The 20080-nt window shown below is 65.0% G+C and carries 21 protein-coding genes; 12 read left to right on the top strand and 9 right to left on the bottom strand.

Annotated elements, in window-relative coordinates:
- Positions 1 to 77: 77 nt before the first annotated feature.
- The 4 genes from PE058_RS02845 to ftsE all read right to left on the bottom strand — a co-directional run bounded on the left by PE058_RS02845 (position 78) and on the right by ftsE (position 3524).
- Entirely contained in the window at positions 78 to 812 is a 735-nt protein-coding gene (locus tag PE058_RS02845) for a lysophospholipid acyltransferase family protein (protein ID WP_271029783.1), read from the bottom strand.
- Between the two features lie 82 nt (positions 813 to 894).
- Positions 895 to 1536 (bottom strand): YdcF family protein, encoded by a 642-nt coding sequence (locus tag PE058_RS02840; protein WP_020083955.1) that lies wholly within the window; start codon positions 1534 to 1536, stop codon positions 895 to 897.
- Between the two features lie 187 nt (positions 1537 to 1723).
- A complete protein-coding gene (locus PE058_RS02835; RefSeq protein ID WP_156827153.1) occupies positions 1724 to 2884 on the bottom strand; it encodes a cell division protein FtsX in 1161 nt (386 codons plus the stop codon).
- Positions 2868 to 3524, bottom strand: a complete 657-nt coding sequence (gene ftsE, locus PE058_RS02830) for a cell division ATP-binding protein FtsE (protein ID WP_026867729.1) — start codon at positions 3522 to 3524, stop codon at positions 2868 to 2870. The genes PE058_RS02835 and ftsE overlap by 17 nt, the downstream gene beginning before the upstream one ends.
- 338 nt (positions 3525 to 3862) lie before the next feature.
- On the opposite strand from ftsE, the gene hpt reads away from it, so the two are divergent.
- Together hpt and PE058_RS02820 are read left to right on the top strand one after the other, a co-directional pair.
- The gene (hpt, locus tag PE058_RS02825) at positions 3863 to 4414 is read left to right on the top strand and encodes a hypoxanthine phosphoribosyltransferase (protein ID WP_020083952.1); all 552 of its coding nucleotides are present in this window, start codon (positions 3863 to 3865) and stop codon (positions 4412 to 4414) included.
- 85 nt (positions 4415 to 4499) lie between these two features.
- On the top strand, positions 4500 to 4862 hold the full coding sequence (locus tag PE058_RS02820) for a response regulator (protein WP_020083951.1): 363 nt from the start codon (positions 4500 to 4502) through the stop codon (positions 4860 to 4862).
- 71 nt (positions 4863 to 4933) lie between these two features.
- Here PE058_RS02820 and PE058_RS02815 read toward each other — a convergent pair whose 3' ends face one another.
- On the bottom strand, positions 4934 to 6055 hold the full coding sequence (locus PE058_RS02815; protein WP_020083950.1) for a TRAP transporter substrate-binding protein: 1122 nt from the start codon (positions 6053 to 6055) through the stop codon (positions 4934 to 4936).
- A gap of 131 nt (positions 6056 to 6186) precedes the next feature.
- Between PE058_RS02815 and PE058_RS02810 the strand changes: the two genes are divergently transcribed.
- The 4 genes from PE058_RS02810 to PE058_RS02795 are packed head-to-tail and all read left to right on the top strand — an operon-like array spanning position 6187 to position 8514.
- Complete coding sequence (locus tag PE058_RS02810) at positions 6187 to 6528, top strand: hypothetical protein (RefSeq protein WP_020083949.1); 342 nt, start codon at positions 6187 to 6189, stop codon at positions 6526 to 6528.
- A 59-nt stretch (positions 6529 to 6587) separates the two neighbouring features.
- The gene (gene mobA / locus PE058_RS02805; RefSeq protein ID WP_271029782.1) at positions 6588 to 7244 is read left to right on the top strand and encodes a molybdenum cofactor guanylyltransferase MobA; all 657 of its coding nucleotides are present in this window, start codon (positions 6588 to 6590) and stop codon (positions 7242 to 7244) included.
- Positions 7241 to 7762, top strand: a complete 522-nt coding sequence (gene mobB, locus PE058_RS02800; RefSeq protein WP_020083947.1) for a molybdopterin-guanine dinucleotide biosynthesis protein B — start codon at positions 7241 to 7243, stop codon at positions 7760 to 7762. Before mobA ends, mobB begins: the two co-directional genes overlap by 4 nt.
- Positions 7763 to 7767: 5 nt before the next feature.
- The gene (locus tag PE058_RS02795) at positions 7768 to 8514 is read left to right on the top strand and encodes a S8/S53 family peptidase (protein WP_271029781.1); all 747 of its coding nucleotides are present in this window, start codon (positions 7768 to 7770) and stop codon (positions 8512 to 8514) included.
- 275 nt (positions 8515 to 8789) lie between these two features.
- On the opposite strand, the gene PE058_RS02790 is transcribed toward PE058_RS02795, so the two are convergent.
- Entirely contained in the window at positions 8790 to 10493 is a 1704-nt protein-coding gene (locus PE058_RS02790) for an OFA family MFS transporter (RefSeq protein ID WP_020083945.1), read from the bottom strand.
- A gap of 226 nt (positions 10494 to 10719) precedes the next feature.
- Between PE058_RS02790 and moaA the strand changes: the two genes are divergently transcribed.
- Positions 10720 to 11763 carry a GTP 3',8-cyclase MoaA gene (gene moaA, locus PE058_RS02785; RefSeq protein WP_271029780.1) on the top strand — a complete coding sequence of 348 codons (1044 nt, stop codon included), beginning with the start codon at positions 10720 to 10722 and terminating at the stop codon, positions 11761 to 11763.
- A 40-nt stretch (positions 11764 to 11803) separates the two neighbouring features.
- A complete protein-coding gene (locus PE058_RS02780; RefSeq protein ID WP_271029779.1) occupies positions 11804 to 12574 on the top strand; it encodes a hypothetical protein in 771 nt (256 codons plus the stop codon).
- Here PE058_RS02780 and PE058_RS02775 read toward each other — a convergent pair.
- Both PE058_RS02775 and PE058_RS02770 read right to left on the bottom strand, forming a co-directional pair.
- On the bottom strand, positions 12552 to 13229 hold the full coding sequence (locus PE058_RS02775; RefSeq protein ID WP_271029778.1) for an SLATT domain-containing protein: 678 nt from the start codon (positions 13227 to 13229) through the stop codon (positions 12552 to 12554). The two genes, PE058_RS02780 and PE058_RS02775, sit on opposite strands and share 23 nt — an antisense overlap.
- A gap of 122 nt (positions 13230 to 13351) precedes the next feature.
- The gene (locus tag PE058_RS02770) at positions 13352 to 13744 is read right to left on the bottom strand and encodes a hypothetical protein (protein ID WP_271029777.1); all 393 of its coding nucleotides are present in this window, start codon (positions 13742 to 13744) and stop codon (positions 13352 to 13354) included.
- Between the two features lie 259 nt (positions 13745 to 14003).
- Here PE058_RS02770 and PE058_RS02765 point away from each other — a divergent pair, with 259 nt between their 5' ends.
- Positions 14004 to 14597: an NnrU family protein gene (locus PE058_RS02765; RefSeq protein ID WP_271029776.1), complete on the top strand. Its 594-nt coding sequence runs from the start codon at positions 14004 to 14006 to the stop codon at positions 14595 to 14597.
- A 143-nt stretch (positions 14598 to 14740) separates the two neighbouring features.
- Here the strand turns inward: PE058_RS02765 and PE058_RS02760 are convergent, their stop codons facing one another.
- Complete coding sequence (locus PE058_RS02760) at positions 14741 to 16525, bottom strand: L,D-transpeptidase (RefSeq protein ID WP_271029775.1); 1785 nt, start codon at positions 16523 to 16525, stop codon at positions 14741 to 14743.
- 274 nt (positions 16526 to 16799) lie between these two features.
- Between PE058_RS02760 and panB the strand changes: the two genes are divergently transcribed.
- The 3 genes from panB (at position 16800) to PE058_RS02745 (ending at position 20072) form a co-directional block, all read left to right on the top strand.
- The gene (gene panB / locus PE058_RS02755) at positions 16800 to 17681 is read left to right on the top strand and encodes a 3-methyl-2-oxobutanoate hydroxymethyltransferase (protein WP_020083938.1); all 882 of its coding nucleotides are present in this window, start codon (positions 16800 to 16802) and stop codon (positions 17679 to 17681) included.
- 197 nt (positions 17682 to 17878) lie between these two features.
- A complete protein-coding gene (locus PE058_RS02750; RefSeq protein WP_020083937.1) occupies positions 17879 to 18643 on the top strand; it encodes a tetratricopeptide repeat protein in 765 nt (254 codons plus the stop codon).
- A gap of 25 nt (positions 18644 to 18668) precedes the next feature.
- On the top strand, positions 18669 to 20072 hold the full coding sequence (locus PE058_RS02745) for an outer membrane protein assembly factor BamB family protein (RefSeq protein ID WP_020083936.1): 1404 nt from the start codon (positions 18669 to 18671) through the stop codon (positions 20070 to 20072).
- The last annotated feature ends 8 nt before the right edge of the window (positions 20073 to 20080 follow it).

Raw genomic sequence — 20080 nt, 5'->3', positions numbered from 1 at the left:
GCCTCGAACCGTTGATTACGGCTCCAATATATAGGGGCTTACCCCCAAATCGTCAACAAAATGTTCTCTATAAGTTCCTATTTGTTCTCGTCTAGACTTTTCTTCCCCTCTTCGACAAGCCGCTGAGAGGCGGCTTCGAGGCGGGCCTCCAGCATGGCCCGGAACTCCTTGCGGGGCAGCCCGGCCGGAATGGGATCGAGAAACTCGACGACGATCGTGCCCGGATGGCGCACGAGCTGGCGTCGCGGCCAGAAGAGGCCGGAGTTGAGGGCAAGCGGCACGCAGGGAAGCTCGAGAGCCTCGTAAAGCGCCACATACCCTGGCTTGTAGTCGGGCGGCGCGCCGGGCGCCTGGCGTGTGCCTTCGGGGAAGATCACGATTTCGCGCCCCTCGGCGGCACGGGACTGCGCATCCGAGATCATCTGCTTCAGCGCCTTCGCGGCTTTGTCGCGCTTCACCAGGATGTGCTCGAACTTCACGCAGAACCAGCCGTAGAACGGAATCCACTTGAGCTCGTCCTTGAGAACGATCGCCGGATCGCGGAACAGCGGCACGAGCCCGAACGTGTCCCACGCGGATTGATGCTTGGAGACAACGAGATAAGCGCCCTTGGGCAGCTTCTCGCGCCCACGCACCTCGAGCCTAGTCCCCGCGATCACGCGCAGCAGCCACACCGAGACGATGGCGTGCAGCTTGAGCCCCGCCATCGCCCAGCGCCTGGGTCCGAGCAGCAGCCACGAGCCGAGTACGAGGAACAGCGCCGTCGTGACGTAGAAGGCCAGCGCGAACAGATAGGAACGGAGAAGAAGCATAGAAAGGCGGGGTCCAGTTCAGGGCAGACGATCCGGTCGGAACCTATCAATCCGACGGGGCCAACATTGTCTAGACCTATGTCTACGACTTGCTGGGCGTGCCCGACGCCGCAGTCACGGAGGTCGCCTGCCAGGGAGTGACCCCACGGGCGACCACCAGCCGGATCGCCGCCGGCAGAAACTTGACGTACTCGGCAGCAAGCAGCCGTGCCGCCGTCGCGTCGAGCCACCAAACCTTCCGGCGCAGCACATCGGGCGCCACCGGATGCGGAATGAGCTCGATGTTGGGCATGGCGCGCGCGAGCTCCGCGAGGCTCCTCGGCATATGGTAGCTCGCCGTGACGACGATCAGACGGTCATAGCCCAGCGCCTCCGCCCACCGCCGCGTCTCGTCCGCATTGCCGACCGTGTTCAGCGCCGCATAGCCGAGATCCACGCAGCAGGCGAAAATCTTCTCGTCGAGCCCGGAGATCTTGAGCAGGGACGCCCGGCCGATCTTCTGGTTCACGCCGGAGATCAGCAGGCGCTGCGCGCGCCCATCCTGCAGAAGCCTGGCGGCCTCGGTGATGCGGGTCTGCCCGCCCGTGAGCACCACGATGCCGTCCGCGCGCGCGTTCTGAAGTTCCGGCTCGCGCATCACGGAGTTTGCGAACAGCACGAATCCGAATGCGACCAGCGACACGGCCGCACCGAGAAAAGCAACGACGAAGCGTCTCGGAATCATGACTGCCCACCCCGCTCTTGAGCTGGCCGAGACCCGCCGAACCACGGACTCGAACCCTCTACGAGCGACCTACTCAGGGAGGAGACTAGCTGATTTGGCCTCCCTTGTGACAAGTCGTGCTCACGCCGTCTTCAGGATTGATTAATCGACGGAATTTGCCCCAGCCGGGCTGATCTCCGCCGGCCGCTCAATGCTTGCTGTTAAGGATACGGAAGACGCCGAAACGCGACGTCAGCATGCAAAGCGCAGCGATCACCACCACCACGATGCCCATCAGCACGTAGCCCGCCATATCGAGCGACCCGGAACCCACGAGCCGGTGCAGCTCGGAGAGCGTGAGAGACCCGCCGCCCAGGATCTGCACGATGGTTGGCATCAGCGTGAAAACCGCGAGCGCCAGGATCGCGCCCACGAGCCCCGCGCGCACGCCGAGCCGCAGGAAATGCTTCTCGAACTCGCGGGCAATGAAGCGGTCCGTGGCGCCCACGAAGTGCAGCACCTCCACGATTTCGCGGTTGGAGGCCATCGAGCTCTTGGTCGCCGAGACAATGATCGCCGTCGTCGCCATTGCGACCAGCGCCAGAATGGCGAGCCCGCCGAGCGAGAAGCTGTGCGTGATGGTCGTGATCTGCCGTTGCCAGCGCCGATGATCGTCGAGGGTGACGCCCTGGAACTGCTTTTCCACGCCCTCGCGCACCGCGTCCACGTTCGGCGTACCGGCCCTATCCAGCTCGATGGCGATGAGGCGAGGCAGGGGGAGCGCGTTGAGATCGTCGATAGGCCCGAGCCATGGCTCGAGCAGCGCCGCCGATTCGGCCGCCGACATCACCGTGACCTTGCTGATGCCTGCCTGCTGGCCGAGATAGGTCGCCACCTGCTGCGTCAGCTTCTCGGCATCCGTCCCATCCTTGGCCTGCACCTGGACGGTGACCTCGCTCGCAATGTCGCGCAACCAGGCGTTGGCGGACTGGCGGATCATGTAGACCGCGCCGACCGTGAGGCACGCCAGGAAGCACATGATGGTGATGACGAGCGTCAGCGAGCGGCCCGTGACCGATCCCGCCGGCACGATCGGCGCCGTGAGCGACTGCACTTTGCGCGCTTCCCGCGTGGGCACGTAGATGTCCGGCCGGGAGACGCGCTCGTAGTCGGTCCTGAGGGAATCCGGACTGATCGGCTCCGGCTCGTAGGTGCCATACGCGGGATCGCGAGACTGCGTCGACGTGCGTCCGCCCTGCTGTGTCACGACGGCGCCGTCGTCATAGGCGTCATACTCCGGGGTGCGAGGAGAGGAGCCCAATCCGCGCATACCCGGCCGATCAGGGGGTCTGTCATACGATCCGGACATGGCCGTCGTGCAGCTCCAGGCGAGGGGCTTTGAACTGTCGCATCAGTTGATGATCGTGTGTCGCGATCAGAACCGAGGTGCCGAGCCTGTTGAGCTCGATGAATAGGCGAAGCAGGCGGCGCGCCATCTGCGGGTCCACGTTTCCGGTGGGCTCGTCGGCGAGCAGCAGCTCGGGCTTGCCGATCACAGCGCGCGCGATGGCCGCGCGCTGCTTCTCACCGCCCGAAAGCACAGACGGATAGCCGTGCATCCGGTCACCGAGACCGACCCACTGTAGGAGATCCGTGACGTCTTCCTTGTAGTCGTCGAGCCGCTTGCCGACCACGCGCAGCGGCAGCGCCACGTTCTCCCACGTGGTCAGATGCTCGAGCAGACGGAAATCCTGGAACACGATGCCGATGCGTCGTCTCAGCGGCGCGCGCTTGCTGGTCGTGATGCGGCTCACATCCTGCCCGAAGAGCTGGATCTGTCCGTGCGTCGGATGGAGCGACATGAAAAGCAGCCGCAGAAGCGACGTCTTTCCCGCGCCCGATGGACCGGTGAGAAAGTGGAACGACCCCGGCCGGAGATGGAAGTTCACCTCCGACAGGATCTCCGGCCCCCGATCGTATTTGAGACCGACATTCGTCAACCGTATCACGGTCGCTTCGCTCCGGAATGAACTGAGATGGTTTCGATCGATAGTCGAGCGCCTATATGCGGGAAGGCGGCGGCAGTATCAATCGGTTACGAATATGGCGACGGCATGTACAATCGAGGCAGCACTGCGTTCACCGACATTAGGCCGCTGGCCTTGCACTTGGCCGCGGATCACTTGATACCTTGAGGACGGCAGAGCCCGCGGCCTCGAAACCGGCCGGTCCCGTGCCCAGTCTCGGACAAGGATCAGGCTCTAAACTTATGATTTCGAGTGAGATTCGGTCCCGTCATTCTCACGGGGAGCCGGTCGCGCTCTGAACCGCTGGTAGAGGAATTGGCATGACGGAGCAGACATCCGGCGCACACTCCGAGGTCGAGGTCATTTATTCGGCGGAAAGCATCGCCGCCCGTCTCGAGAAACTGGCGCTGGAGATATCCGACCGTAAGCTCGAGCGCCTGCTGATCGTGGCCGTGCTCAAGGGCAGCTTCGTGTTTGCCGCCGACCTGATCCGCGCCCTTCATCGCATCGGGCTCGAGCCCGAGGTGGATTTCCTTACGCTCTCGAGCTACCGCAAGAGCAAGACCTCTTCCGGCAAGGTCGAGATTTTGCGGGATCTCGATCTCAACGTCGAAGGCCGCAACGTTCTGCTGATCGACGATGTGCTCGATTCCGGCCGCACCCTCGTGTTCGCGAAGGATCTGATCGCCGCACGCGGCGCCACCCAGATTCTGACCTGCGTCCTGATCAACAAGAAGGTCCCCCGTGCCGTCGACGTGGAGGCCGACTTCAGCGCCTTCGAAGGAAACCACGAATATGTGGTCGGCTACGGCATGGACGTGGCGCACCGCTATCGCGAGCTGCCTTTCGTTGGCCGCATGACGAAGGAATAGACTAGATCCGAACCCCACGCGTTGGCGTCATGAAGGAGCAGTAGTCTGGCCGTAACAGCGGCAGCAAAGTCCGGGAGGACGAGGGATGGCTCATATTCTGCTGGCCGACGACGACAAGGCGACGCGCGATCTGGTCAAGCGCGCGCTCGAATCCGATGGTCACAAGGTAGACCTCACCCAGGACGGCGCCGAGGCGCTCGACAGGCTCATTGCCGCGCCGGAGGGTATCGATGTCCTGGTTTCGGATGTCCATATGCCGGGGCTCGACGGCATCGATCTCGCCCGCCGCGCCATCGAGACCTCGCCGCGTCTGAAGCTGCTGCTCATGTCCGGGTTCGCCGAGGAGCTGGACCGCGCCCAGGCGTTGAAGTCGCCGAACCTCAACGTCATCATCAAGCCGTTCACGCTCGAGCAGATCCGCACCGCGGTCCGCACGCTTATCGCGTAAGAACAACGGACGGGCAAACGCCGCCCGCAGCAGGATGGCTTCGGACCCTTGCAGTCGGTCTCTCTGGAGCCCTAGAGTGCGTTCTTGCGCTGCTGGATCATCATGTACGTGTCGCTGGTGTGCTCGGCGAGCTGGAACCAGAGGAATTCCTCCGCGCGCACCGCCGTCATCGCGTCGTAAGCTTTCTTGAAGCTCGGGTTGCTCGCGGAAAGCTCCGCGTAGACCTCGTTCGAAGCCTTGAAGCAGCCGTCGAGCACCTCCTCCGAGAACGGCCTTAGGATGGCGCCCGCCTTCACCAGCCGCCTCAACGCAGCCGGATTGAGCATGTCGTAACGCGCCATCATGATCATATTGGCCGTCTGCGACGCGCTGCGGATGATGGCCTGGTAGGGCTTCGGCAGACTGTTCCATTTTTCGAGGTTGAAGAAGAAGTGCAGCATCGCCTGCCCTTCCCACCAGCCGGGATAATAGTAGTTGCGGGCCACCCGGTAGAAGCCGAGCTTCTCGTCGTCATAGGGGCCTACCCACTCGGCCGCATCGATCGTGCCTTTTTCGAGCGCCGGATAGATGTCGCCGCCCGCGATCTGCTGGGGCACCGCACCCAGTCGCGACATGATCGCCCCGCCGAACCCGCCGATGCGGATCTTGAGGCCCTTCCAGTCTTCCGGCTTGTTGATCTCTTTCCGGTACCAGCCGCCCATCTGCGCGCCCGAGTTCCCGCTCGGCAGCGCGAAAATGTTGTAGCGCTGATAGAACTCGTTCATGAGGTCGATGCCACCGCCTTCGTACATCCAGGCGTTCTGCATCCGGCAATTGAGGGCGAACGGAATGCCGGTCGCGAGCGCGAAGGTCGGGTCCTTGCCCCAGTAGTAGTAGGAGGCAGTATGCGCCGCCTCGACGGTGCCGTCCGAGACCGCGTCAGCGGCTTGAAGTCCACCTACGATCTCGCCCGCCGCGAACACCTGGATCGTGAACTTGCCGTCCGTCATCTCCCCCACGATCTTGGCAAAAACCTCGGCCGCGCCGTGAATCGTATCGAGCGATTTGGGGAAGCTCGAGGTGAGCCGCCAATAGAGCTTGGGCATCGACTCCGTGATCGCGGGAGCCGCAGGCTGCTCGCAGGCCGCCACCGTGGCGGCCGCCCCGCCCGCGCCCGCAATCTTGAGGAATTTCCGGCGATTGAGTTTCTTCATCTTGAATCCCTGCCCCACTTCCGGCGGGACTATAGACGGGCTTACCGTCAGAGGACAGACACGAGCGGAAAGCTTCAGAGGAGAACAGTTGCGCTCCCCGTGCCGCAAAGTAGGGTGACGGAGCGCCGTCCATGGCGCGCGAGAGGATCGGGCAGATGCAGAAAGTGTCGGGTTGGAGACTGGGAGGGCTGATCGTCGGTGTAGCCCTTCTGATGTCGGCCGAAGCAGGTGCCGCCGACTGGTGGATGTTGCAGCAGACGGAAAGCGGCCGGGAATGCGGCCCCCCGATCGAGGCCGAAGGCGTCACCCTCACGCCCGAGGAGCTGATGAAGCGCTACCCCGAATGCAAGCTGATGGAGGAGACCCCGTCGCTCGACCTCGAGGCGGTGATGGTCAATTGCGAGGGCGACATCGGTCGCGTCTTCGTCTTCACAAAAAGCAAGGCTGGGTGCGAGCGCCTCGCCAACGATTGAGCTGACCGGGCTCGGATTGCTTCGAGCCGGTCATGAAAAGCCGGAGTCGAAGAACGGGCATGATCGCGCGCGATGAAATTACAGGCGTGGTGCTGGCCGGAGGCCTCAGCCGGCGCATGGGTGGCGGCGACAAGGCGCTGCTCGAGCTTGCCGGCCGTCCCCTAATCCGGCACGCCACCGAGCGGTTGGCCCCCCAGGTTGGCGCTCTCGCGATCAACGCCAATGGAGACCCCGCCCGCTTCGCAGCCCTCGCGCTTCCCGTCGTGCCGGACGAGACGGCTGATTTCCCCGGCCCTCTCGCAGGCGTGCTCGCTGCGCTTCACTGGGCGGCACGTGTGCGCCCGCAAACGCGCGCCGTCGTCAGTGTCTCCGCCGACGCCCCCTTCGTTCCGGCCGATCTCGTGCATCGGCTTTTGGAGGCATCAAGCTCCACGCCGGTGTTGAGAGCGGCCGTCGCCCAATCCCACGGCCACCGCCATCACGTGATCGGCCTGTGGCCGCTCGAAACCGCAAGCGAGATCGAAGCAGCCTTGGCGCGCAGCGAGCGGCGGGTCGAGGCGATCGTGGACCGCCTCGGCGCCGTGGCCGTACCCTTCCCCGATCAAGAGATCGCGGGCGAGCGCGTGGACCCGTTCTTCAACATCAACACACCCGACGACCTGGCCTTCGCCAATGGCCTGATGACGGCAAGCGCCCACCGCGGAGGCGTCGCATGAGCGGCCTCGCGCCCTTCGTCATCGGCGTTGCCGGCTGGAAGAATTCGGGCAAGACCACGCTCGTCGTGAAGCTCGTGCGGGAGTTGACGAAGCGCGGTTACCGGGTCTCGACCGTGAAGCACAGCCATCACGACGTCGAATTCGAAGCTCCCGGCACCGACAGCGCGCGCCACCGCGAGGCCGGCGCCCGCGACGCCGTGCTGGTCTCGCCGCGCCGCTGGGCCATCGTGCATGAAATGCGCGACGAGCCCGCCCCCGAGCTGGAGGAGATCGTCGCCCGCCTCACGCCGGCCGACATCGTCATCGTGGAAGGCTACAAGCACGAGCCCATCTGCAAGATCGAAGTTCGCCGGCACGGCCAGAGCGAAGGCCCGCCCCTCGCAGGCACCGATCCGCTCGTCGTCGCCATCGCCGCCGATCATGCCGTGACGGACGCGGGCCTTCCCGTTTTCGATCTCGACGACGCGCCGGGACTCGCTGACCTCGTGCTCGCGAAATCTGGCCTCGTGACGACGTGAGGCAGATGATGCCAGCCTTTGCTCCCGCGCATCGACGGCTCGCGATCGCGCTTCTCGGAAGCCTCGCGGCGACCCCGCTCTTCGCCGCCGATCCCCAACTGAAACCGGGCCGCGATCCCGGCGGCACCGCGGTTGCCGTGCTGGCTGACGGGTTCGACTACACCAAGCCCGAGCTCACCCGCGTTCTCGCCCGCGACGGGGAGGGCGAAGCCATTGCCTTCGATGCCGTCGATGGCGACCATCGTCCTTTCGCCCTGGCCAGCACCGGAACAAAAACCGCGAGCACTGCCGCAAGCCTCGGCGGGGTACGCATCATCGCCGTTCGCTTTGCCCCGAAAGATCGCGCGTCGCTCGCCAAGGCCATCGCATTCGCCGCCGGGACGCCCGCGCGCATCGCGCTGATCCCGCTCGATGCCGAAACGCGCGGCGAGATCGAAGTCCTGCGCGCCGCAGCAGCGCGCTTCAAAAATATGCTGTTCGTCGCCTCCGCACCGGGCCTCACCGGCGAGGAACGCGCAACGAATGACACGGTTGAAAATCTTGTGCTGTTGGATTCCGCAGGCCGCAACGATGCAGCGGCCGAAGCCGCGGCCCGCGCGCTCGGATGCGGCAACGGAGATCTGGCTGGCGCAACAGGCGGCGAACGGAAGCGGAGTTTCCTAGACCGCGTTGGCAGCGGCGGAGAACCCGGCAACGCGCCGCCGGGCACCGACTGCAAGTCTGCCAAGCCCCAGCAGAGCGAGCAGCGCTAGGACGCCCGCCAGCTGCCGCTCGGGCACAGGCGCGCGAGCGCTCTCTTCATTCTCTTCATCGGGAAGCCGAACGAGGCGTGCCCGGCGCAGGCTCGACGGTTGAGCGCGCTCGGATGTAACAGCGCCCACAATCGCCGGCGCCTCCCGAGCCGCATCCGCACGCGGCTCGTTCACTTTGATGGAAAGCGTCAAAGCAGCCGCCAGCAGCGCACCGCCCCAGACAACGCACTTCGCCCACTGACGCATTGGCCGATCCCGTTTGGGGCCGCCAGACCTCAATGGAAGAAGACCAGCGCCTTTTCCACGGTCTGCCACACGCCCCAAGCAAGCGGCACGCCAACCAGCGTCCAGAACATGGCGGCCTTCGCATCCAGGCCGCCCTTGCCGATACCGTAGGAACCGCCCTTGTCCGCCTGGGCGGTGGAGCTGAGCTTGGCCTGCTCGACCGCCACCTCGGTGTCCTTCATGTGCCATTTCGGATCGACGGGACGGATCATCAGGTTCGCGATGAAGCCCACCACGAGAAGCCCGGCAAGAATGTAGAAGATCTCGCCGTAGAGCTTGTCCGGAGAAATGCCCTGCGCATAGCGCGTGTCGTGCAGATAGTTGACGATCACTGGACCGACGATGCCGGCCGTCGACCATGCCGTCAGCAGCCGCCCGTGGATAGCACCCACGAACTGCGTGCCGAAGATGTCGGCAAGATAGGCCGGCACGGTAGAGAACCCTCCGCCGTACATGGAGGCTATGACGCAGAAGCAGATGACGAAGAGCCAGAGCACCTTCCAGTCGGCCGCGGAAGCCGCGAGCACATACAGCACCGCGCCGAGCGTGAAGAAGATGAAGTAGGTCATCTTGCGGCCAAGATAGTCCGAGGACGAGGCCCACGCGAAGCGGCCGAAGATGTTGAACAGGGAGATGATGCCGACGAAGCCGGCGCCGACCGCAGCCGCGCCCGCGGCCAGCGCCGCATCCTTTTTCATCTCGAGATAGCCGAGCCCTGCCTGTCCGACGAGCTGGCCGCCGAACGTTTCCTGCAGCATCGGCGAGGCCGCTCCGATGATGCCGATGCCGGCCGAAACGTTGAGGCACAGCGCCAGCCAGATCAGCCAGAACGCGCTCGTCTTGTGCGCATTGTCGAGATGGACGTGATTGCTCGTGATCATGGCCTTGTTGCTGGCGGGCGGTGTCCAGCCTTCGGGCTTCCATCCCGAAGGCGGCAGCCGGTAGCCGAACGAGCCGATGAGCATGAAAACCGTGTAGATCGCGGCCATAGCGACGAACGTCTGCCACACGCCCGGATCCGTCGCCGTCTTGAACACGCCGTCCATCAGCGCGGTTGCGAGCGGAGAGCCGATCATCGCGCCGCCGCCGAAACCCATGATGGCCATGCCCGTCGCCATGCCGCGCCGGTCAGGAAACCACTTGATGAGCGTCGACACCGGGGAGATGTAGCCGAGGCCGAGACCGATGCCGCCGATCACACCGGAGCCGAGCCACATAAGCCAGAGCTGATGCGTGTAGACGCCAAGCGCCGACATGAGAAGACCGCCACACCAGCACAGCGTCGAGACGAGTCCCGCCTTGCGCGGACCGGCGCGCTCGAGCCATCCGCCCCAGATCGCAGCCGAAACGCCGAGCAGCACGAAGAAGAAAGTGTACATCCAGCCGAGATCGAACTGGCTCCAGTTGCAGTCCGTGGCGGTCAGCGCGCGCATCGTGCCGACGGCCTTCTCCGCGAAGGTCACAGCGCCCGCGGAGCACTCCGCAAGGGCCTTGCCGTCCGCGCCCACCAGCGCGCCTTGCAGCGGCTTCCAGAAAACGGAGAAGCCATAGGCCATGCCGATGCACAGGTGAATGCAGAGCGCGGCGGGGGGAACCAGCCACCGATTGAAGCCCGGCTTGGCGACGATGGCCTCCCGGCTCAGCCAACCGGGCTGCGCCGACGCGACACCGGGAGTTCCATTGGTGCTTGCCATGGCGTGTCCTTCCCCCCAAACATCTGTTCTTGCCCCCCTTTTGGCGGGGTTTGCGCTAAAGCAGTATAATGCGCAAGCTTATGACACAAGTACGGATGGACTTGATGTAAGCGGGGACGTGGCTACTTTATGGGGTTAAGATCCGGGATCAGAAATGGCTGTTCAGCCACGATCCGATGGCTGACATGATAAGCCTGAAAGCAGACTAACGATCCGGCAAGGAAGCATGGACTTCACGACCCCCACATCGTTCGCCAAAGACCCTGGCCCCACTCCCGGCCTGCAGGACCCGTTCGGCCGCTACGTCACCTACCTTCGGGTGTCCGTAACCGACCGCTGCGACTTCCGCTGTGTGTATTGCATGAGCGAGAATATGTCCTTCCTGCCCAAGAAGGACTTGCTGACGCTCGAGGAGCTGGACCGGCTCTGCTCTGCTTTCGTCACCAAGGGCGTCAAGAAATTGCGCATCACGGGCGGCGAGCCGCTCGTGCGCAAGAACATCATGTCGCTGTTCAAGTCGCTTTCGCGCCATCGCGAGACCGGCCGCCTCGAAGAGCTGACGCTCACCACCAACGGCAGCCAGCTCGCCAAATACGCCGGCGACCTCAAGGCCGCCGGGGTGGAGCGCATCAACGTGTCGATCGACACGCTCGATCCAGTGAAGTTCAAGGCCATCACGCGGTGGGGCGATCTCGCAACCGTGCTCGATGGCGTGAAGGCAGCCCAGCGCGCCGGCCTCTCGATCAAGATAAACGCCGTAGCGCTCAAGGGCGTCAACGAGGACGAGATCGAAGACCTCATCCGCTTCTCGCACGGAGAGGGCCACGACCTCACGCTGATCGAGACGATGCCCCTCGGCGACATCGAAGGCGACCGCACCGATCAGTACCTGCCGCTCTCGGTGGTGCGCACACGCCTGCTCGACCGCTGGACGCTGGAGGACATTCCGTTCCGCACCGGTGGACCCGCCCGTTACGTCCGTATCAAGGAAACCGGCGGACGCCTGGGCTTCATCACGCCGATGACGCACAACTTCTGCGAAAGCTGCAACCGCGTGCGCGTCACCTGCACGGGCACGCTCTACATGTGCCTGGGCCAGGAGGACGCCGCGGACCTGCGCGCGCCGCTGCGTGAGAGCCCCGACAACGGCCTGCTGTTCGAGGCTATCGACGCCGCCATCGCCCGCAAGCCGAAGGGCCATGATTTCGTCATCGACCGCCGCAAGCAGCGCCCCGCGGTCGCCCGTCACATGAGCGTAACCGGAGGCTGACGGCAGAGAGCGGCGCGCCGCAAAGGGGGGGTGTGTGGCCATGTCGAGGGGACTGCTGCGCTATGCCCGCTTAACGCGCCGCCAGATCGTCATGTTCGCTCTCGCCTCGGCCGCCATCAACGGCGTGATCACCGCGTCGGTCGGCGCCTGGCTCGCGCAGACCTACTCCGCCTACCAGAGCCGCCGCCAGGCCATCGAGACCATCGCCCACCTCGTCTACGAGCGCCGCACGCGCGCCGGCATGGTGGCCTCCGCCATTCGCCGCAACGCCGATATCGAGGAGGTGCGCCATCGCAAGCAGGCTTACGATGAAGCCTACGTCGACTGGAACAAGAACGTGATGCTCAACCTCTTCGCCATCCGGGAGGCAGCGGGCGATCTCAAGTTCTCCGCACTCGAGCCGCTGTTCGAGGATCACCTCATCGCGCGCATGGCGGATGTCGATCGCTGCATCACCAAAGCCTACGACGCGCGCGTGCTCGATCAGGATGCCAAGGCCGTGCTCGAAGCCTGCCGCATGGCGGAGCTGCACCAGTTCGTGCTCGATTGCGGCGCGACCTTCACGAACGAGCTCTACAAACTCACGCGCCTGACCTTCATCCCGTTCAGTGGAGAGTTCGCAGAAACGAAAGCGCTCGCCGAAACGCGCATCCGCGAAGCGTGCCTGGCAAAGGACACAGGCGCGCCTGTCGCTGCCCCCTCCTCGCCAGCTCAACCCGCAACGCCGACAGCCGCGACGAACTCGGTACCCGCATCACCGCCGCAGGCGACGTCGCCCGCGCAGCCCGCTACTGATGCACCCACCAAATGAGCGGCGGCACGGCGAGGAACAGCGCGTAAAGCCCGTAGACATCGAGCACATAACGGGCATTCAGCAACACCCGCTCGCCGCGCCCGGCAGGCTTCTCGTCGAGCTTGGCACACATGAAATCGATGCGTGCATGGTTCACCGGACAGGCGCGCAAGGCCTCGTTGTAGCGCCGCCGGAACTGCTGCACCTCATGCGGATCGGAAGGCCGCGCGATCTTGAGCTCCTGCGCAAGCTCCGAGACCACGAGCGCGCAATTCTGAAGGTGGTGCGCCTTCATCTTGTAGTCGTTCATCGCCTCAAGGAGCCCGAGGATCAGCGTGAACACTGACGAGACCAGCTGGATGAACGTCATCAGACGGTTGGTTGCCTCGTCGATCTGGCCGACATAGACAGCCTGCCAAACGGCGAGCCCTACGAAATAGAGCGCCACCATCGATTGCGTGAACAGCGACACCGCCTGTTTCTGCTCGAGCCGCGTCGCCGCATTGAAGCGGGCCGCCTTCACGAGCCGCATGGTCTGCACGAGTTGATCGGCAGCGCGCGTATCAGGAGGAACCACGTGCAGGCGCGTGCGCTCCGCAGCTCCATCCCGCGACGGATGAGCCGAAACCGCGCCGGTGCGTTCGGCCCTCGGCATGTCTGCGGTCGAGATCATAGGCGCACAAGATCCTGCTCTGTCTGCAAGACACTTCGATTACCTGATTCGTCTCCCGCTCACCGCGGCAGGCATGTGACAGACGGAGGAGGATTGGACTGGAGCGCTCTGCGCGCCCGTCGCTATTGGCGCGCGGCCTGGAACTGCTCGAGATGCGGCGGCACAGCGAGATACCGCCCGGCCACGCCGAGGATGCTTCCGGCCACAACGAGCGTCATCACCCAGCCGAACGTATTGAGCATAACGGTATGCCAGCGTCCGCGGCGCGCAGCCCTCACCCACGGCGGCGGCGACACCACGCTCGGCGGCGGGGCCGGACGCACGACGGCACGCACGGGTGCTTCGGCGGCGGTCTCCTCGGCGTCCTCGAACACGACGAGGCGCGGCGTAGTGAGCGGAGCACGCCGCTCCGGAGCAACATTGGCAACAGCCGCTCGCAGGGAAGAAGAAGCAGCAGGCGCTCTGTAGGGGCGCCGCTCGGATGCGTCAGGCGTCTCCGAAGAGGACTCGCCCAATCCCGCCTCCGACAGCGCATCCTTGAGCGAGCGGCAACCGGCACGGGCCGGTGCCGGAACCCTGCCGGGGCTGCCTCGCGTCACTTCTGTCCAACTGTCGGTCACTGACACACAGGGCCTCACTCGGTCACACGTTCCGCCCGCGCGCGATTATGCTAAAAACTCCCGTATTGGGTCAATCGCGGTTGCACTGCAAAAAATTGCGCGCGCCGAGGTTTGGTTCCATGCCTCACCAGCTTTACGCGACAGGGATCATCGCATGCTTCCGTTAACGCTCGGCCTCCTCCTGTTCTTCGCCGTTCACCTCGTGCCGACCTCGGCCAGCCTGCGCCAAGGCCTGGTCGAGCGTTTCGGAGAAACGCCCTACAGGATCGTCCACTCGGTGCTGTCTCTGATCGGCTTCGCGCTGATCGTGGTCGGCTACCACAAGCTTCAGCTCATGCCAGGCAAGAACCCGGTCCTGTGGGATCCGCCGAGCTGGACGCGCCACGTCGCCTTCCTGCTGATGCTTCCGGCCATCATTCTGCTGGTGGCCGCCTTCATCCCCTCGCGCATCCGCACGGCCGCCAAGCACCCGATGCTGGCCGCCATCAAGTTCTGGGCGCTCGCCCACCTTCTGGTAAACGGCGATCTCGGCGCGCTCCTGCTATTCGGAAGCTTCCTCGCCTACGCCGTCTACGACCGTATCTCCATGAAACGTCGCCCCTCGGCAGGCCCCCCTCCGGCGCCTCCCGGAGCGCTGAACGACGTGCTGGTCGTGGGGCTCGGCCTCGCGCTCTACGCATTGATCCTGTTCTGGGGACATGGAGCCCTGATCGGCGTGCCGATCACGAGCTTCAGCTTCGCGCCCTGACGGGCAGCTCGCGTCGCCCTATCGGGCGACGCCCCCTGACCGCCTGATGCCCGGCGCTCCCAACAGGACGTCATCTCGATGAAGATCGGGATCCAGACGCGCCGCAACACCACGCGGCCCCCACCCGAGGGATCGCCGTCCTTTCAGCGGATCGGAACGATGAAGTCCGTGAACTCGCCCGTCTCGTTGCCGATGCCGAGATCGGAGATCACGAGCGAGGAGCCTGGCTTCATCACGTCGGCGATCTGCTCGCGCACGTCGTCGGAGATCGTGAGCCGGTCGAGCGCCGCTTGCGGCGTCTGAGCCGCCTTCGACACCTGAACGGCAGGCTCGGCCTGCTTGGCCTTGCCCGTCTTGTCCTTCTTCTTGGACGAAGCACGCGACGGATCGTGCGGAACGGAGACGACGTTCCACGTCATCGTCGTCTTGTTCTCCGCATAGTCGAGCGCGGTGAACACATGCGTGCCGACCGGCTCGTCTGGACGATCGAAGGTCACCTCGGCGTTGAAGATGTCCTCATAGCCCTGGCGGACGTAGATCCGCTGCTTGGACCGGCTGACGAACACGGAGACCGGAAGCTGGCGCTTGGCCTCGCGCCGCTTGGCCGCCTTCTCCTTGGTCAACGCCTGCGAAAGGCGCGCGTTGACCTCCAGAAGCTCCTTGGCTGCCGCGCGACGCTTGTCCTCCGCAGCCTTGGCGGTCTCTTCGGCCTTCTTGAAAGCCGCATCCGCCGCCTGCCAGGCCGTGCGCTTGGCTTCGAGCTCCGGCGGAAGCTCCGCGAGCTCCTCGGTCAGCTCCGCAATCCGCGCTTCGCGCTTGGCCTTGTCCATCACCTTCTTGTTCTTGCGCTTCTTCTTGCCGGTATCCTCGTCCTCCGGCTTCTGCAGCATCGCAAGCTCACGTTCGGCGCCCGCCTTGCCCTTTTCGAGCTTGCTGAGCTCGTCGCCCAGCTGTTCGGCCTCGGCGCGTGCCGCAATGAGAGGCTGGCGCGCAACCGCTGCTTCCTTCTGGAGCGCTTCGAGCTTCGCGGCCTTGTCGACCTTCTCGTAACCCACCGTCCGGATTTCGGCGGCGAGTTGCTCCGCCTCGAGTTGGCGGCGCTCGCGCAAGCTGAGCCGCGCGGGGGCGACCCCGCCATCGGTACCGGCCGCTGCGGCGGCGGAAACGCCGAGCACGGCCGAAACCCCGCCGGCCTCGTTCGTGACGCGCGAAGCATCCGCAACCTGCGTTTCGTGCGCGCTGGTGCTGCCCGTGACGACCGCATCTTCCGGCGGCAACGCGGTGAACAGGCGATCATGCGAGAACGCCGCGGGGCTCACCGGATCGCGCGTGACGATGACGCGCGTGCCGAGCTTGGTCATGCCGAACAGTTTCTTGGAGAACCCATGCGGCAAGCGAATGCAGCCGTGCGACGCAGGATAGCCCGGCAGCACGCCGGCATGGAGCGCAACACCCGACCAGGTGAGCCGCTGCATGTTGGGCATCGGAGCGCCGGAATAGAGGTTGGAATGATGGACGCGGTTCTTTTCCAGAACCGTGAACACGCCCGTGGGCGTGGAATAGCCCACGCGGCCCGAGGAAATGGGCGACTCCGCGATGCGCCCCGTCGAGTCGTAAACCGCAAGCCGCTGGCGGGCGAGCGAAACACTGATCACGAGGGGGCCGGTAGCAGGCTTCTCCGCGACGCTCTCGGATTTCGACTTCTTGCCCTTGGATTTCTCGCCCACCTCTTCCGTGACGGCGGGCGGCGGGCGCTTCACTTTCCGCACCTTGACCGGAGGCGAGTCCCAATTGCCGAAAAGCCCCTGGGCTTCGGCATGCGGGGCCGCGAGAACGGCGCCTGCCATCAGGAGAGCGAGCGTGCTGACGGCCCGAGGCCCCAGCCGCAGGGCGAAAGGATAAAGAGGCGTCCCGGAAAATTGAGGCACGATACAACCATCCCTGCAGCTTGATGAATAAAAAATATAGTGACGACAAGGATTAGTGGCGTTCGCCTAACACACGGTTAGCAGATCTATAAGGTTACCAGACGAAATTTGCCCCAGGCAATTCGTGACGCGCCGAGTTGGCGATCTCACTCCGCGGTGTGGCCCAATATCAACGCCCGCCGCGTTGACCCTGCATGAAAGCACAAGTGGCATCCTGCCACCCCGAGGTTTAGGATTCACCCTCGAATGGCTCCAAGGAGACGCCCCGGATCCCATGTCCCTTCATCCGATGACACGCCGCCTGATGGCCCCCGATATCACCGCCATGAAACGGGTCCGGCCCATCATCGCGCTGACGTCGTATCACGCGCACACTGCCGCAATCGCCGACAAATACTGCGATTTCCTGCTCGTCGGTGACAGCCTCGGCATGGTCATGCACGGCTTCGAGACCACGGTGCCGGTTACGCTCGACATGATGATCGTGCACGGCCGGGCCGTCGTGCGCGGCGCCAAGCGTGCGCTTGTCGTCGTGGACATGCCGTTCGGCTCCTACGAGGAGAGCCCCTCCGTCGCATTCCGGAATGCCTCGCGCGTGCTGAAGGAGACGGATTGCGGCGCCGTGAAACTGGAAGGCGGACGGCGCACGGCCGAGACCACGCGCTATCTCGTCGACCGCGGCATCCCGGTGATGGGCCACATCGGCCTCACGCCCCAGTCCATCAACGTGCTCGGCGGCTTCAAGACCCAGGGCCGCACCCGGGACGAGTGGACCGCCATCGAAGAGGATGCCCGCGCACTGGCGGAAGCTGGTGCCTTCGCAATCGTGCTGGAAGCCATGTCGGCCCCCCTCGCAGCCCGCATCACGGACGTCGTCCCCATCCCGACCATCGGCATCGGCGCCTCCTCCAATTGCGACGGCCAGATCCTGGTGATGGAGGACATGCTGGGTCTTTCGCCCCGCGTGCCGAAGTTCGTTAAGAAGTTCGGCGCCGTGGCAACCGCCATCGAGGACGCCATCAAGGACTACGCCGACGACGTCCGCGAGCGCCGCTTCCCCGCCGAGGAGCACACCTACGCCATGAAGGACGACGCCCCCGGCAGCCTGGGCACCCCCGCGCCAGTCACGAAAAAGCCGAAAAAGCTGAGCACTTAGACGTTCAGGTGAGAAAGGTCGGGGGTCGGCCTCACGCCATTTGCTCTCATTGGGGCTTACGGGCTATCAAGCAGGTTTCCGACTGTCGCCACGCAGGATCCGATCCCGCGTGACCGGTCGAGCTGGACAAACCAAAGGTGCCCGGCGGCCATCGGCCGGACGAGGCCCGGACAACAACGATTGGGGCACGGAGCTCAATGGTCGACAAAAACGACGCGCTGTTCCGCGAGGTTGAGGAGGAGCTGCGCCGCGAGCAATTCGCAAAGCTCTGGGAGCGCTACGGAATTTACATGATCGCCTTGGCTGCCGCGATCGTCGCGGTGGTCGGCGGCACAAAGCTGTGGGAAAGCCGCCGCATTGCGCACAGCCAAGCAGCCGGCGCGGAGTACGAAGCCGCGACGAGCCTGGCCGTTTCCGGCAAGACCGACGAAGCGGCCAAAGCCTTCGAGGCTCTCGCGGCCAGCGGCCCAAAAGGCTACGCCGCCCTCGCAAGTCTTGCGCAGGCAGGGGCTTATCTGAAGCAGGACAAGCGCGCCGAAGCGCTCGCCGTCTTCGACAAGCTCGCCTCCGATTCGTCCACCGACGCCATGATCGCGAACTTCGCCCGCCTCCAGGCCGCCTCGCTGCGCGTGGGGGAGGCGGACTTTACCGAGATACAGAATCGGCTCAAGCCTTTGACGGGTGACGACAGCCCCTGGCGCTTCACGGCCCGCGAGCTGCTCGGCACGGCAGCGGTCAAGGCCGGCAAGCTCGACGAAGCCCGCGCCGCCCTCGCTCCGCTTCTCGCCGATCCGGGTCTCACCCAGTCGGCATCAGAGCGGGTCAATCGCTTGATGGCCGAGATCGCCACCACGGAGCTCGCGGCCACGCCTGCTCCGGCCCCCGCCGCCAGCGAGCCGGAGAAGAAGAGTGAGCCGGAAAAGAAGACTGACGACGCTGAGAAACCCGCATCGGCACCCTGATAGCCGGTCCCGGAGGCTCCAACGAATGGCGCTCAATCGCTCAGGCCGGATGGCTACGCTGGGAACGCTCGCTCTCACGGCGGGCCTTCTTCTCGGCGGCTGCTCCGACAGTCTCCCGAGCCTTCCCAAAGTCAGCGAGCTCAATCCGTTCAAGGAAACGACGCCCCCGCTTCCGGGCAAGCGCATCCCCGTCATTCCAGCTCAGGAGAACACCCTGGGTGAGTTGGCCGACGCGAGCGCCCCGATCGTCATTCCCCCGCCGCGCCTCAACGAGGCATGGGCTCAACCGGGCGGCGAGCCGAACAACGCACCCGGCAACCTCGCGCTCACCGCCAACTCCCTGAAGCAGGCCTGGAGCGCCAGCGCCGGCAAAGGCACCTCCAAGGTCGGCCGCGTGACTGCAAGCCCGATCGTCTATGACGGCCGGGTGTTCGCCCTCGATTCGGACGGCGCGGTCAGCGCCTTCTCGATCTCCGGCGGCTCCGCTCTCTGGCGCGCCTCCCTGGAGCCGACCACCGACAAAGCCGGTCCCGGCTTCCAGGCCATCACCTCGAACATCATGAACCTCACCGCCGCGGATGGCGGCGGCTACGGCGGCGGCATCGCCGCCGACGGCGGCCGTATCTATGCCGCGAGCGGCTTCGGCGCCGTGATCGCGCTCGATCCTGCCACCGGCAAGCGCCTCTGGGAAAAAGCGCTCGGCATTCCAGTCCGCGCCGCCCCCACGGCCGTTGGCGACCGCCTGTTCGTGCTCACCATCGAAGGCAAGCTCTATTGCCTCTCGACCACCGACGGCACCGAGCTCTGGGTCGTGCGCGGCCTGCCGCAACAGGCGAGCCTCGGCCTGAACGCCAGCCCCGCCGTCGACGGCGACATCGTCGTGGTGCCCTATGCGTCGGGCGATCTCGTCGCCCTGCGCACCGCAGACGGCAGTGGCCTCTGGTCCGAAAGCCTCGCCCGCACGCGCACCACCTCGCAGTTGACCGCCATGAGCGACGCGGCCCGCCCGGCCGTCGACAACGGCACCGTGTTCGCGGTGGGCCATGGCGGCCGCATGGTTGCGACCGTCGCCAAGACGGGCGAGCGCCTGTGGTCGTTGAGCGTGCCCGGCACGCAGCCGCCTTGCGTAGCTGGTGACAGCGTCTTCGTGGTGGATACGTCGGGCCAGCTCATGGCCATCCATCGCCGCGACGGCAAGGTCCAGTGGAGCACCAAGCTGCCCGACTCCAAGACCTGGTCGGGCCCCGTCATGGCAAACGGCATCCTGTGGCTTGCCTCCAAGGACGGCCAGCTCGCCGGCGTGGACGCAGCCACTGGCCGTGTCACCGGACAGATGAGCATTGGCGGAGCGGTGTACATCCCTCCGGTCGTGGCGCAGGGAAAGATGTTCGTTCTGACCGACGAAGCCAAGCTGATCGCTTTCAACTAACCCCCGGT

The sequence above is a fragment of the Hyphomicrobium sp. DMF-1 genome (assembly GCF_027886585.1).
GTDB lineage: Bacteria > Pseudomonadota > Alphaproteobacteria > Rhizobiales > Hyphomicrobiaceae > Hyphomicrobium_C > Hyphomicrobium_C zavarzinii.
This window is presented reverse-complemented; position numbering and strand designations above follow the sequence as displayed.

Excerpts from the sequence above, each read along its gene's own strand:
- PE058_RS02845 (WP_271029783.1), bottom strand. The coding sequence starts at position 812 with ATGCTTCTTCTCCGTTCCTATCTGTTCGCGCTGGCCTTCTACGTCACG.
- PE058_RS02840 (WP_020083955.1), bottom strand. The coding sequence starts at position 1,536 with ATGATTCCGAGACGCTTCGTCGTTGCTTTTCTCGGTGCGGCCGTGTCG.
- PE058_RS02835 (WP_156827153.1), bottom strand. The coding sequence starts at position 2,884 with ATGTCCGGATCGTATGACAGACCCCCTGATCGGCCGGGTATGCGCGGA.
- hpt (WP_020083952.1), top strand. The coding sequence starts at position 3,863 with ATGACGGAGCAGACATCCGGCGCACACTCCGAGGTCGAGGTCATTTAT.
- PE058_RS02820 (WP_020083951.1), top strand. The coding sequence starts at position 4,500 with ATGGCTCATATTCTGCTGGCCGACGACGACAAGGCGACGCGCGATCTG.
- PE058_RS02815 (WP_020083950.1), bottom strand. The coding sequence starts at position 6,055 with ATGAAGAAACTCAATCGCCGGAAATTCCTCAAGATTGCGGGCGCGGGC.
- PE058_RS02810 (WP_020083949.1), top strand. The coding sequence starts at position 6,187 with ATGGCGCGCGAGAGGATCGGGCAGATGCAGAAAGTGTCGGGTTGGAGA.
- mobA (WP_271029782.1), top strand. The coding sequence starts at position 6,588 with ATGATCGCGCGCGATGAAATTACAGGCGTGGTGCTGGCCGGAGGCCTC.
- mobB (WP_020083947.1), top strand. The coding sequence starts at position 7,241 with ATGAGCGGCCTCGCGCCCTTCGTCATCGGCGTTGCCGGCTGGAAGAAT.
- PE058_RS02795 (WP_271029781.1), top strand. The coding sequence starts at position 7,768 with ATGATGCCAGCCTTTGCTCCCGCGCATCGACGGCTCGCGATCGCGCTT.
- PE058_RS02790 (WP_020083945.1), bottom strand. The coding sequence starts at position 10,493 with ATGGCAAGCACCAATGGAACTCCCGGTGTCGCGTCGGCGCAGCCCGGT.
- moaA (WP_271029780.1), top strand. The coding sequence starts at position 10,720 with ATGGACTTCACGACCCCCACATCGTTCGCCAAAGACCCTGGCCCCACT.
- PE058_RS02780 (WP_271029779.1), top strand. The coding sequence starts at position 11,804 with ATGTCGAGGGGACTGCTGCGCTATGCCCGCTTAACGCGCCGCCAGATC.
- PE058_RS02775 (WP_271029778.1), bottom strand. The coding sequence starts at position 13,229 with ATGATCTCGACCGCAGACATGCCGAGGGCCGAACGCACCGGCGCGGTT.
- PE058_RS02765 (WP_271029776.1), top strand. The coding sequence starts at position 14,004 with ATGCTTCCGTTAACGCTCGGCCTCCTCCTGTTCTTCGCCGTTCACCTC.
- panB (WP_020083938.1), top strand. The coding sequence starts at position 16,800 with ATGTCCCTTCATCCGATGACACGCCGCCTGATGGCCCCCGATATCACC.
- PE058_RS02750 (WP_020083937.1), top strand. The coding sequence starts at position 17,879 with ATGGTCGACAAAAACGACGCGCTGTTCCGCGAGGTTGAGGAGGAGCTG.
- PE058_RS02745 (WP_020083936.1), top strand. The coding sequence starts at position 18,669 with ATGGCGCTCAATCGCTCAGGCCGGATGGCTACGCTGGGAACGCTCGCT.